General features: G+C 58.7%; 11 protein-coding genes. 8 read left to right on the top strand and 3 right to left on the bottom strand.

Annotated features, from left to right (window positions below; translation table 11 throughout):
- Positions 1 to 750: ATP-binding cassette domain-containing protein (locus tag M3O22_01130; protein ID MDP9195365.1), on the top strand; the 750-nt coding region annotated here is incomplete at its 5' end.
- Between the two features lie 35 nt (positions 751 to 785).
- Here the strand turns inward: M3O22_01130 and M3O22_01125 are convergent.
- On the bottom strand, positions 786 to 1,439 hold the full coding sequence (locus tag M3O22_01125; GenBank protein ID MDP9195364.1) for a hypothetical protein: 654 nt from the start codon (positions 1,437 to 1,439) through the stop codon (positions 786 to 788).
- A gap of 436 nt (positions 1,440 to 1,875) precedes the next feature.
- On the opposite strand from M3O22_01125, the gene rho reads away from it, so the two are divergent.
- Positions 1,876 to 3,132, top strand: a complete 1,257-nt coding sequence (gene rho / locus M3O22_01120) for a transcription termination factor Rho (protein MDP9195363.1) — start codon at positions 1,876 to 1,878, stop codon at positions 3,130 to 3,132.
- A gap of 170 nt (positions 3,133 to 3,302) precedes the next feature.
- Positions 3,303 to 4,646: a histidine--tRNA ligase gene (gene hisS, locus M3O22_01115; GenBank protein ID MDP9195362.1), complete on the top strand. Its 1,344-nt coding sequence runs from the start codon at positions 3,303 to 3,305 to the stop codon at positions 4,644 to 4,646.
- Here the strand turns inward: hisS and M3O22_01110 are convergent.
- Both M3O22_01110 and M3O22_01105 read right to left on the bottom strand, forming a co-directional pair.
- Positions 4,636 to 4,929, bottom strand: a complete 294-nt coding sequence (locus M3O22_01110; GenBank protein MDP9195361.1) for a nucleotidyltransferase domain-containing protein — start codon at positions 4,927 to 4,929, stop codon at positions 4,636 to 4,638. The genes hisS and M3O22_01110 overlap by 11 nt on opposite strands.
- On the bottom strand, positions 4,913 to 5,308 hold the full coding sequence (locus tag M3O22_01105; GenBank protein MDP9195360.1) for a nucleotidyltransferase substrate binding protein: 396 nt from the start codon (positions 5,306 to 5,308) through the stop codon (positions 4,913 to 4,915). The genes M3O22_01110 and M3O22_01105 overlap by 17 nt, the downstream gene beginning before the upstream one ends.
- A 365-nt stretch (positions 5,309 to 5,673) precedes the next feature.
- Between M3O22_01105 and M3O22_01100 the strand changes: the two genes are divergently transcribed.
- The 5 genes from M3O22_01100 to M3O22_01080 all read left to right on the top strand — a co-directional run bounded on the left by M3O22_01100 (position 5,674) and on the right by M3O22_01080 (position 11,955).
- Positions 5,674 to 6,384, top strand: a complete 711-nt coding sequence (locus M3O22_01100; protein MDP9195359.1) for a hypothetical protein — start codon at positions 5,674 to 5,676, stop codon at positions 6,382 to 6,384.
- A 165-nt stretch (positions 6,385 to 6,549) separates the two neighbouring features.
- Complete coding sequence (locus M3O22_01095) at positions 6,550 to 7,590, top strand: hypothetical protein (GenBank protein ID MDP9195358.1); 1,041 nt, start codon at positions 6,550 to 6,552, stop codon at positions 7,588 to 7,590.
- Positions 7,587 to 8,930 (top strand): tetratricopeptide repeat protein, encoded by a 1,344-nt coding sequence (locus M3O22_01090; GenBank protein MDP9195357.1) that lies wholly within the window; start codon positions 7,587 to 7,589, stop codon positions 8,928 to 8,930. Before M3O22_01095 ends, M3O22_01090 begins: the two co-directional genes overlap by 4 nt.
- A gap of 608 nt (positions 8,931 to 9,538) precedes the next feature.
- A complete protein-coding gene (lepA, locus tag M3O22_01085; GenBank protein ID MDP9195356.1) occupies positions 9,539 to 11,341 on the top strand; it encodes a translation elongation factor 4 in 1,803 nt (600 codons plus the stop codon).
- 80 nt (positions 11,342 to 11,421) lie between these two features.
- Positions 11,422 to 11,955: an NUDIX domain-containing protein gene (locus M3O22_01080; GenBank protein ID MDP9195355.1), complete on the top strand. Its 534-nt coding sequence runs from the start codon at positions 11,422 to 11,424 to the stop codon at positions 11,953 to 11,955.
- Positions 11,956 to 12,064: the final 109 nt, after the last annotated feature.

The raw sequence follows: 12,064 nt of genomic DNA, 5'->3' as shown, positions 1-12,064 counted from the left end.
CTGTCCCACGGCACTGTCCGGTTTGAGAACGTCAGCTTTGCCTATCCCCTGCGGCCAGATGTCCCGGTGCTCCAGGACCTGTCCCTGGAGGTCAATGCGGGGGAAACCGTGGCCATCGTGGGCCCCAGCGGCACGGGAAAAACCACGGTCTTCCAGCTTCTGCTGCGGTTCTATGACCCACAGCAGGGCCGCGTTCTGATGAACGGAGTGGATATCCGCCAGGCGGGGCTGGAGGATGCACGGTCACGCATTGGACTGGTGCCCCAGGATCCGGCCATTTTCTCGGCCAGTGCCCGCGACAACATCCGCTATGGTCACCCTGACGCCACAGATGAACAGGTGCGGCGGGCGGTAACAGCAGCGTATGCGGCCGAATTCCTGGACCGCCTGCCGCAGGGGCTGGACACCCTTCTGGGACAAAAGGGCGTGGCTCTGTCGGCCGGCCAGCGCCAGCGTATCTCCATCGCCCGCGCCATCCTGAAAAATCCCGAAATCCTGCTGCTGGACGAGGCCACCAGCGCCCTGGACGCCGAGAGCGAACACGTAGTGCGCCAGGCCCTGGATATCCTGATGGAGGGCCGCACGACCCTGATCATCGCCCACCGGTTGGCCACCGTCATGCAGGCGGACCGCATCCTGGTCATGGAACAGGGGCGGATTACAGCCTCGGGGAGACATGGGGAGCTGATGGAAACCAGCCCCCTCTACGCCCGCCTGGTCCGGCTTCAGTTCAGCAGCGACAAGGCGTGAACCGGCAGAAACTGCCCTTCAGCAAAACGGCCCTGTCAGATCTTGGGGCCATTCAGAATGTAATCCGTCGGAAGCGCATCCCTTCCGGCAGCAACTTCCATCCCGGATTCCAGTTCCCGCACAATTGGACCTGAAAAATCCCGAAGATCCCGGGCAACCTTCGCAAGCGTACTGAAACTGAATTTTTTATCAGGCACAGGGCACAGACGCACCGGGACCTGGTCTCGCGGTCCACAGGCCTGCGCGGCATAGTCAATAGCATCCAGGGCCACAAGCACGCTGATGCGTGCCTCTGCATCAGCAGGAAGAGCCATCACATACTCGCGCATCGCTTCAGAGCCTTCAAGCTTTGTAATCCTGTCCCTGTCCTGTGGCATTGCAACAATCAGGTATTCCTTGGCGACCTCAAAAAAACCTTTTTGCAGGCTCTGAAACAAGGTCCAGTCTTCTGTCATTCTCATGAAAAACTCCATCAGGTTATGTTCCGGAATCATAATCCGGAATTCTGAAAGTAAAAACGGGTACAGCTTTTCTCTTCCATGACAGTGCGCTGAAAAAGCGATAGCTGAAAGTAAAGCCGCGATATAGTGTGTGCCGGCGTCAAATCCGTATTGCAGGAGCACATTACGATGACCAAGGCAGAGCAGGCAAAAATAGAGGAAAAAACGCAAACCGCCTTTTCGTGGCATCACACCTGTGCGGCATGCCTGCCTTGGCGTGTGGCGCAGTCGAAGGAAGCCCGGTCCTGATCATCGCTGGCATTTTGATGTTTGCCTCTTCAGCAGGCCTCGTGGCAATGGCTGACCGGACATTCGACGCTGCCCTGAGAGAAGGACCAGAACGGCCTTCTTCAGGGCAATCCCCCGGAGCTGAAAGTCCCGCTGCACGTCCACTCCCCTGAAATTCCCTTCTTTTCCCTTTGACAGAAACTGATTTCAGGGGATATAATAGGCCTGTGAATTGATCCTTCTCTTCCGGAAGGGGTCTGTCTCTCCCTGAAGTTCCCCCGGATCCGGCACACACTTTTCGCCCTGCACTATCAGGGCTTTGCCCCTCCGGGTCGATCTTCTCTCCCCCTTGATCTTTACTGGTTCTGCACGTCAGACACATACAGGAAAAACAGATATGAACCTTCAGGAACTGAAGCGCCGCACCACGGCCGAACTGCTCATGTTTGCGGAAGAGCACAACGTCGAGAATGCCAACACCCTGCGCCGGCAGGAGCTGATGTTCGCTGTCCTGAAGCAGCTGGCTGAAAAGGATGTGGCCATTTTCGGAAGCGGCGTTCTGGAGGTGCTGGCTGACGGGTTCGGCTTCCTCCGCTCGCCCGAGGCCAACTACCTGCCTGGTCCTGACGACATCTATGTCTCCCCCGCCCAGGTCCGCCGCTTTGGCCTGCGCACCGGTGACACCATCGAAGGCCAGGTTCGCTCCCCCAAGGATGGCGAGCGCTATTTCGCCCTGGTCAAGGCCAACACCGTCAACCTGGACGACCCGGAAAAACTGCGGCACAGGGTCAATTTCGACAACCTTACGCCGCTGTACCCGGACAGGTTTCTGAAAATGGAAATCGAGGATCCGACGAAGAAAAACTTCATCGGGCGGGTTATTGACCTTGTCTCCCCCATGGGCAAGGGACAGCGCGCGCTGATCGTGGCGCCGCCCCGCACCGGTAAAACGGTGATGCTGCAGACCATCGCCCACTCCATTACGGCCAACCATCCAGAAGCCACGCTGATCGTTCTGCTGATCGACGAGCGGCCGGAGGAAGTGACCGACATGGCCCGCTCGGTGAAGGGTGAGGTCATCAGCTCCACCTTCGACGAACCCGCCGCCCGCCACGTCCAGGTGGCCGAGATGGTCATCGAAAAGGCCAAGCGCCTGGTCGAGCACAAACGCGACGTGGTGATCCTGCTGGATTCCATCACCCGCCTGGCACGCGCCTACAACACCATTGTGCCTTCATCCGGCAAGGTTCTGACGGGCGGTGTGGACGCCAACGCCCTGCAGCGGCCCAAGCGCTTCTTCGGTGCGGCCCGCAATATCGAGGAAGGCGGCAGCCTGACCATCATCGCCACGGCCCTGATCGACACGGGCAGCCGCATGGACGAGGTGATCTTTGAAGAGTTCAAGGGCACCGGTAACAGCGAACTGATCCTGGACCGCAAGCTGTCCGACAAGCGCACATTCCCGGCCATCGACATCCAGAAATCCGGCACCCGCAAGGAAGAGCTGCTCGTCGACAAGGGCACCCTGTCCAAGATGTGGATCCTGCGTCGCATCCTCCAGCCCATGGGCATGGTGGACGCCATGGAATTCCTGCTGGAAAAGCTCAAGCATACCAAGACCAACAACGACTTCTTCGACAGCATGAACCAGTAGGGCACTCTTTGCTGTCATCCCCGCGAAAGCGGGGATCCAGAAGCGCGTCTGCGCGTTATATGACTCATGTGCCGTGCAGACGCACGGCAGACTGGATCCCGGCTCGGAGGCCGGGATGACAGGAAAAAAGCAGGTCCTGGGCAGACCAATATAGTAAAGGCAGATCCCGCATGATTACCCCCCGTACACCGTCCGGCATTATGGAGTTGCTGCCCCGCCAGCAGGTGGCCTTCCAGGACATGCTGGACACCATCCGCCGCGTCTATGAAAGCTTTGGCTTTCTGCCCGTCGAAACGCCTGCCTTCGAAATGACAGACGTGCTGCTGACCAAAGAGGGCGGCGAGACGGAAAAGCAGGTGTATTTCGTCCAGTCCACCGGATCGCTGGCCCAGGGTGAAAAGCCCGACATGGCCCTGCACTTTGACCTGACGGTGCCGCTGGCCCGCTATGTGGCCCAATATGAGCGTGACCTGGCGTTTCCCTTCCGCCGCTACCAGATCCAGCGCAGTTATCGGGGCGAGCGGCCGCAAAAGGGACGCTTCCGCGAATTCTACCAGTGCGACGTGGACATCATCGGCAAGGACAGCCTGCCCCTGTCCTGCGACACCGAGATGCCGGCCATCCTGTACCAGGCCTTCACGGCCCTGAAGATCGGGGCTTTCCGGATCAACACCAACAACCGCAAGCTTCTGTCTGGCCTGTTCGAGGGCTTTGGCATTGCCCCCGGTGAGAAACAGCAGGCCGCCCTGCGCGCCATCGACAAGCTGGACAAGGTAGGCAAAGACGGTGTTCGCAAGGCCCTAGTCGAGGAAGGCGCGGGCCTGGACCTGCCCCGGGCCGACGCGCTTCTGGACCTCGTTACCGCAGAGGGCAGCAACGATGATACCCTGAAGGCCCTGGAAAAAACCGGCATCGACAACCTGACCTTCCAGCAGGGCCTGCAGGAACTGAAAGAGTTTCTGGCCGGCGCGATGGCGCTGGGTGTTCCTGACACTGTCCTGCGCGTCAACCTGTCCATCGCCCGCGGGCTGGATTACTACACCGGCATGGTCTACGAGGTGCTGCTGGACGATCTGCCAAACTTTGGCAGCGTGGGCAGCGGCGGCCGGTACGAGAACCTGGCGGGGCAGTATACCCGCTCCTCCCTTCCCGGCGTGGGGATTTCCATCGGGGCCACGCGCCTGTTCGCCGCGCTGCTGGAGCTGGGCCGCTTTGGCGACAACGAGATTCCCAGCCCCACACAGGTCCTGGTGACCTTCATGGACCCCGCCCTGTCCGGCGAGTACCTGAAACTGGCGGCAGATCTCCGGGCGCAGGGCATCAATACCGAAACGTATCCTGAACCAGCCAAACTGGCGAAGCAGATCAAACACGCCGACCGGCTGGGCATTCCCTTTGTGGCCATGATCGGCAGTGACGAAATGGCCGCCGGCACCGTGACCCTGAAAGACATGCGCCAGGGAACCCAGGAAACCCTGCCCCGCACCGCCCTGGCGGGACGGATTACAGCCTGACCATCTGCGCCTCGACCACGGCACGAAAGTCGGGAGTAACGGCGTTCAGGTCGATCACGTCGATGCGCTGGGGGATGTTGCTGTTGCTGAACACGTTTTTCAGCTGATAGATGCGCTCCAGCGGGATGGCCTGTGGCGCACGCAGGGCAAGATCCAGATCGGACCGGGGGGTGGCTTTGCCGATGGCCCGGCTGCCGAAGACAAAAACCTCGGCCTCGGGCACGAACACCTGGCAATAGCGCAGGATTTCCTCCTGGATGGCGCGATCAAGCTGGACGGGCATCCAGAGCCTCCAGCCGCTGAAGAAGAAGTCTGGCCTCTTTCAGGAATTCCTGCGCCACGGCATAGGTCTGGTCTGCGATTTTTTCATTATAGGTGTGGGACGTCATGTTGCGGGCGGTATGAAACGCAAGCCAGCGCTCCACATCCTGCAAAAGCCCGACCTCAAAGCCGCGGCGATAAATATCGCGCACGGTATCTTCATCATAACCGAACGAAACCATGAGGGCCCGCTTCAGGGTCTTCCAGGCCAGCTCGTAGGTGTACTCAAACCGCTGGATGACAGAGTCGCGGATGTTCTTCGCCAGCCGGCCCTGCAGGGGCTCCCGCGCCGCCTCATCCAGACTGTCCAGCGCCTGACGCAAAGGTTCAAGAAGGATCATGATCATTCCCATATCATACCAGCAGACTCCGGCCACCACAATTGCATGGTGCAGAACAGCATTCAGGCTTTTCCCGGCTGATGTTTCAGGGTCCGGGCGTATTTTCTGCTGGCCGGCAACAGGTTCCCTGCCCACAGCACATGAAAACAGGGCCCTGCAAAATACCGCAACAGGAAATGCCAGACCGGGGCATGTAATCCAGCCACACCAGACGGGGAAGAACAAGCTGCGTCTTTCCGATCATCAGGCGGATATCAATGTTGCCGCATCCAGTTTGCCCCCAGGAGTAATTCTTGTCGATTTCAGGGCCTGACAGGTGTAGATAGCAACTGCAATTCTGAGCATTTTAATTCTGGAAGGCTTGCATGTCAAAAATCCTTGATCGTATTTTTTTCTTTGTAATTCCGGCGTTTTTATTTGTTTTATTTTTTGTGGTCGAAGGCGTTCTTGTCCCTGAACAGAAAAAAGTTTTTTACAGCGAATATGGGCCTGTCGAAATCCTGCAGGAAGCCATGCTTTTCCTGTGCCTGGTTTTCAGCATCTATATTTTAACCCGCATCAATCCAGATCAAAGTAAATGGCTGAAAATATGGATTGGAATTGCGGCCCTTGGATGTTTTTATGTTTTTATCGAAGAAATAAGCTGGGGGCAAAAAATTTTCAGGTGGAATACGCCAGAGTTCTGGATGGAGATAAATACCCAAAGAGAAACAAATATTCATAATACATCCCAGATCTTTAACCGTGTGCCCCGGGGGATTCTGGAAACAGGAATACTCGTAGCCGGCATTATTATTCCGGTCTTGCGAAAATATGCACCGTCCGCATTGCCTAAAAAAATCTCTGCCATCTACCCTGCAAGCGAGATCATGTTTATATCCATTCTCGCCACCATTATTAAAATTCTGGAACATTTTCCAAGCCGGCTTGGTATTCAGGTATTCTGGAGAAAAAGTGAAGTGATGGAAACCTTCTTTTACTGTTTTGTTTTTCTATACCTTTTTTCAATTTTCCATAGATGGGTTCAGTCAGGTATTGTGCGGACACCCTGTGGTGGGGCCAGAAAAGCCCTTTGATCAGCAGCGATCTTTACCAGAGGTATCCATATCAATCTGCAATCCTCTGGCATAACTGGATGTACCGCATTTTACTGCTGTATCCACACCGCCACAATTGCATGTTGATGGTCTGGCAGCACCGTGCCATGATCCCGGCACAACACAACCTCTCCGGGAGGCATCATGTCACAGGACTCCGGTCAGAACGCCGCAGAAACCCCGGTTTCTGATACCCTTCCCGAACCCCCGAAATCCTGCAGGGGCCGCTGCACTTCCTGGACAGCACTCCTCCTGTCCCTCATCGCTGTGGGTGGTTTTCTGTCCGCCCCCTTCTGGATGCCCCTGTGGTACAGCCTGCTGACCGGCCGTACCAATCCCGTCAACCTGGCCGAGGCCCTGGACATGCGCCTTGCCCGGCTGGAGCACAACCAGGCCAGCCTGGAGAAACTGTCCGATCAGCAGCAAAGAACACAGGTCCAAGTCGAGGCCCTTTCCGAACAGGCCCTCCCTGCCCTGCAGCAGGACCTGGAAACCCTGAAGACACAGGCCGGGTTGCCGGAAGCCCTGACGACCCTGCCGCAGAAAGTGCAGGAGCTGGAACAGAAACTGGCCGCCCTGGAAACAGCCATAACAAGCCGGCAGCAGGCAACCGATCCAGGCCCCTGGCTGCTCCTCCTGTCCTTGGACCGGCTGCGCGAAGCCGTCGGTGAGGGGCGTCCCTACAGGGAGGAGCTGGAAGCCACCCACGCCCTGGCCCGGCAGAATGCAACCATGATATCCCTGCTTGATACCCTGGCCCAGAAAGCAGGATCCGGCGTTCCCACGCTCCAGGAGCTGTCCCTCGAGCTCCAGGCCCTTGTCCCCGACCTGCTGCGCGCTGATATTACCTCCCGAAGCAATAACTGGTGGGAGCGGCTGTGGAACAGGATACGCTCTATCGTGACGATACAGCACACCGGAGAAGCAGGGGATTCAGCCAGCGCCATTATCTCCAGGGCCGAGCGGGCGTTGGCAAACGGGAATCTCGATACAGCATTCAGCGAGATTTCCGGCCTGAAGGGGGAAATTGCCTCTTCCTGGCTTGCCCGCGCTGAATCCCGCCATACGGCAGAAGCCGTTCTGGGGGCGCTTTCCGATCTGGCCATGACAGGCATTACGGCCAGAGCGCCGCCCGATCCGGTTCCCATGCCTGTTCCCCCCGGCGGAAAGGCTTCCCGGCCATGATCCGCACCATTGTCTTTCTGGCGAAGCTGCTTGTCCTGGGCCTGATCGTCCTGTGGGTGGTGGACCAGTCCGGCCCCGTGACAGCCACCTGGACCCTGGGCGGTGAAAGCTACAGGATCTATACGAATTCCGGCTGGGTCCTGCTGCTGGCTGTGCTGGCGGTCATGGCCATCTGGCTGTTGGCCCAGGGGTGGAACGCCCTGGCCCGCTGGCCCGAGCGCATAGGCCACAGGCGGGAGAGAAAGCGCCTGGAAAAAAGCCTGGAGGCCATGGCGCAGGGATATCTGGCCCTGTCCGCCGGTGATGTGAAAGCCGCCACGGCGCAGGCCGCCCGCATCGACAGGCTGATGGACAATCCGCAGGCGACCCTGCTGCTGAAGGCCGAAACAGCCCGGGTGGCCGGTGATGAAAGCCGGGCGAAGGAGCTTTACACCCGCATGCTGGAGCATGAGGGGCTGGAGCCCGCTGGCCTGCGCGGCCTGCTGTCCCAGGCGCAGAAGGAGGGCCGGCTGGACGAGGCCCTGTCCCTGGCCCGCCGGGTGCACGAACGCATGCCAAAGGCCCCCTGGGCGCTCACGGCCCTGTTCGATCTTCTGGTGAAAAACCGCCACTGGACCGAAGCCGCCGAAACCCTGAAAACCATGACGAAGCAGAAAATCCTGCCGACGGATACTGTTCGTCGCTACTCTGTTGCCCTTGCTGTGGAGATGAGCCGGGAGGCCGAAGCCATCGGCTATACCGATGAGGCCCGGAAACATGCCGCGCGGGCCACCAGTCTGGATCCGGGCCATGTCCCGGCGGCGCTCCAGTACGCCCGCCTGCTGCTGGCCGCTGGCAAGGCTTCACGCACCCTGCGGGTTCTGGAAGCGGCCTGGCAGAAAAATCCCCATCCGGATGTGGCCCGCCTGTACATGGGGCTGGGCCAGGGCCTGAAGCCTCTGGGACGGGTCAAGCAGGCCGAGCGTTTGCTGGCCCTGGCGGCCGATAATCCCGAGAGCCATCTGGCTCTGGCCGAAACAGCGCTTGAGGCCCAGCTGTGGGGCGAGGCCAGAAACCATCTGATGCGGGCCGTCGCCCTGTCCCCGTCCGCCCGGGCGTTCCGCCTGCTGGCCCGGCTGGACAGCGAGGAAAGAAGGGACGCGGAATCCGCCCGCCAGTGGCTGGAAAAGGCTGTCTCCGCCGGGCCGGATCCCCTGTGGTCCTGCGGCACATGCGGCACGGAAACCCCGTCCTGGCAGGCGGTCTGCTCCCACTGTCAGTCCTTTGACACCGTGACTTGGACACCACCCCGCGCCAGCACAGCCGTCCAGCCCCTGCCCCGCCTGCCCGACGGGATCTGACTTACCTCTCCCCTTGAGGGAGGAGAATGTCATCGCCGTGTTGTTGCTGTCATCCCGAGCGAAAGGCCACACAGTGGCCTGAAGTCGAGGGATCTCCATAAGATTCCTCCACTCGTCCCTGCGGGACTTCGGTCGGAATGACAATAATGGATCTGGCCAAGATTACATATTCCCGTAAGAGGGTTTTTTTCTTGATTTATGGATTATTTTCCTCTATATAGGAACGGTCAATTTTTATCAACGGAGAAAAGCCATGAAAACACAGGACAACAACGACACCATAAACCCTCTCAAGGCGCAGCAGCTGGCCAACGAACTGGTCAGACAGGCCACGGGCCGGCAACCACCCGCGCCCTGACCTTCCTGGCCAAAGAGCTGAACCTGACCAGCGGTGATTATGGATGGATATGATGGCCAGTCCTGATGTCCGGAAAAATGCAAAATTCCGGACATCAAGGCCTGAAACCCAATGCTGGCGCGGGAAGTAGATGTCACAGGCGTACTGACATCTGGACATCATCTCCCGGGCCTGTCCTCCCTCTTTCCGTTGCCTTTGTTCAGGGAAATCCCTATGTTCAGCCGCAAATACAAAGGATTCCGGGCTCGCCATGACTGACATCTCCCTCATCCGCAATTTTTCCATCATCGCCCACATCGACCACGGGAAGTCCACCCTGGCCGACCGGCTGATCCAGGCCTGCGGTGCTGTGGAACAGCGCGACATGAAGGAGCAGATGCTCGACAACATGGACATCGAGCGCGAGCGGGGCATCACCATCAAGGCCCAGACCGTGCGCCTGGCTTACAGGGCCAAAGACGGCAAGACGTACCAGCTGAACCTGATGGATACGCCTGGCCATGTGGACTTCGCGTATGAGGTCAGCCGGTCCCTGGCCGCGTGCGAAGGCTCTCTCCTGGTGGTGGATGCCTCACAAGGGGTCGAGGCGCAAACCCTGGCCAACGTGTACCAGGCCATCGACGCAAAGCATGAAATCGTCCCGGTCCTCAACAAGATTGACCTGCCCGCGGCCGAGCCGGACCGGGTCAAGGAACAGATCGAGGATGTGATCGGTCTGGATGCCTCTGACGCTGTGCTGATTTCCGCCAAGACGGGCCTTGGTATTCCCGACGTTCTGGAAGCCATTGTCACGCGCCTGCCGCCGCCAAAGGGCGACGCCAGCGCACCGCTGAAAGCCATGCTGATCGACAGCTGGTATGACCCCTATCTGGGCGTGGTGATCCTGGTGCGCGTGGTGGACGGCGAGATCAGGGTAAACCAGAAAATCCGCATGATGGCTGCCGGCGCCACCCACGATGTGGACCGGGTCGGTGTCTTCACGCCAAAACATGTGAATACCGGCCGGCTGGGACCGGGCGAGGTAGGCTTCATCACCGCCAGCATCAAGACGATTACGGAAACAAAGATCGGGGATACCATCACCGATGAAAAACGTCAGGCGGCATCCCCCCTGCCCGGCTTCAAGCCTTCGGTCCCGGTGGTATTCTGCTCGCTGTTTCCCGTGGATGCCAGCGAGTTTGAAAAGCTGCGCGACAGCTTGGGCAAACTGGCGCTGAATGACGCCAGTTTCCATTTCGAGCCGGAAACGTCCGCCGCACTGGGCTTTGGCTTTCGCTGCGGCTTCCTCGGCCTTCTGCACATGGAGATCATCCAGGAGAGGCTGGAGCGCGAATTCGATCTGGACCTGATCGCCACCGCGCCGTCCGTCAGCTATCATATCCATCTGATCGATGGCAGCATGGTGGAGCTGCACAACCCCGCCGACATGCCCGATGCGGTGAAGATCGCTCACATCGAGGAGCCCTGGATCAAGGCCACCATCCTGTGCCCGGACGAATATCTGGGATCCCTGTTGCAGCTGTGCACCGAACGGCGCGGCGTGCAGGAAAACCTGACCTACGCCGGCAAGCGGGCCATGCTGGTCTATCGCCTGCCCCTGAACGAAGTGGTGTTCGATTTCTACGACCGCCTGAAGTCCATCAGCCGCGGTTACGCAAGCTTTGACTACCAGATGGACGGGTACCAGGAAGGCGAGCTGGTGAAAATGAGCATCCTGGTGAACGCCGAGCCGGTGGACGCCCTCTCCACCATCGTGCACCGCAGCCAGGCCGAACGCCGCGGCCGCGGCCTGTGCGAACGCCTGAAAGAACTCATCCCGCGGCAGATGTTCAAGATCGCCATCCAGGCCGCCATCGGCAGCAAGGTCATCGCGCGTGAGGATATCTCGGCGTTAAGGAAAGACGTGCTGGCCAAATGCTACGGCGGCGATATCACCCGCAAGCGCAAACTCCTCGACAAGCAGAAAGAGGGGAAGAAAAGAATGCGCCAATTCGGCCAGGTCGAAATCCCCCAGTCCGCCTTCCTCGCGGCACTGAAGATGGGAGATGATTGATGTACCCCTCACCCGTCCGCCTCCACTGCGTTTCGGCGTGACGACCTCTCCCCCAAGGGGAGAGGTAAAGGGAGAATGACATGAAACAATTTCTTCTCCTCAATCCGGAACAGGCTTCTACAGAAAAGGTGGCTTCATACAAAACGCGCTTCGCAGCCAGAGGGGTTGTGACAGATGCCCAGGGTAATATTGCCCTACTGAAGGTTGGAAAATACAATTACTACAAGCTGCCCGGCGGCGGGATTGATGACGGGGAAGGCATCCATTCAGCCCTGAAAAGGGAATGCCTGGAAGAAACCGGCTGCCACATAGAGATAGACAATAAGCTGGGCCTCATCGAAGAATATCGTAAAATGTCTGAATTGCGCCAGATTTCCTATTGCTGTCTGGCGCATGTGGCAGGAGAAAAAGGTCAACCGGATTTCTGCGATGACGAACTGGCTGAAAATTTTTCTGTCATATGGGTTCCCATAAAAGAGGCAATCTGCCTGCTTGAAAATTGCAGCCCCACGAACAAGGAAGGAAAAGATTATATTGTCCCGCGGGATTTATGCTTCCTGAAAAATGCCGTGCAAGCTCTTTACACGCCTCCCCCTGAGGAAGGCACCCCATGACCCCCGCCCTCTACCGCGTTATCCTTCCCGTCAGCAATATTGAACAGGCAGCAGATATCTACGGCCGGCTTTTTAAACAGCCCGGGCGGCGGGTGTCACCGGGGCGGCA

This window comes from Pseudomonadota bacterium, assembly GCA_030775045.1.
Classification (GTDB): domain Bacteria; phylum Pseudomonadota; class Alphaproteobacteria; order JALYJY01; family JALYJY01; genus JALYJY01.
The sequence above is the reverse complement of the archived record's forward strand: the minus strand, read 5'-3'. Positions and strand labels throughout refer to the sequence as shown.

Bases quoted from the DNA above. Each gene is read 5' to 3' on its own strand.
- M3O22_01125 (MDP9195364.1), bottom strand. From the start codon at position 1,439: ATGCCACGAAAAGGCGGTTTGCGTTTTTTCCTCTATTTTTGCCTGCTC.
- rho (MDP9195363.1), top strand. From the start codon at position 1,876: ATGAACCTTCAGGAACTGAAGCGCCGCACCACGGCCGAACTGCTCATG.
- hisS (MDP9195362.1), top strand. From the start codon at position 3,303: ATGATTACCCCCCGTACACCGTCCGGCATTATGGAGTTGCTGCCCCGC.
- M3O22_01110 (MDP9195361.1), bottom strand. From the start codon at position 4,929: ATGCCCGTCCAGCTTGATCGCGCCATCCAGGAGGAAATCCTGCGCTAT.
- M3O22_01105 (MDP9195360.1), bottom strand. From the start codon at position 5,308: ATGATCCTTCTTGAACCTTTGCGTCAGGCGCTGGACAGTCTGGATGAG.
- M3O22_01100 (MDP9195359.1), top strand. From the start codon at position 5,674: ATGTCAAAAATCCTTGATCGTATTTTTTTCTTTGTAATTCCGGCGTTT.
- M3O22_01095 (MDP9195358.1), top strand. From the start codon at position 6,550: ATGTCACAGGACTCCGGTCAGAACGCCGCAGAAACCCCGGTTTCTGAT.
- M3O22_01090 (MDP9195357.1), top strand. From the start codon at position 7,587: ATGATCCGCACCATTGTCTTTCTGGCGAAGCTGCTTGTCCTGGGCCTG.
- lepA (MDP9195356.1), top strand. From the start codon at position 9,539: ATGACTGACATCTCCCTCATCCGCAATTTTTCCATCATCGCCCACATC.
- M3O22_01080 (MDP9195355.1), top strand. From the start codon at position 11,422: ATGAAACAATTTCTTCTCCTCAATCCGGAACAGGCTTCTACAGAAAAG.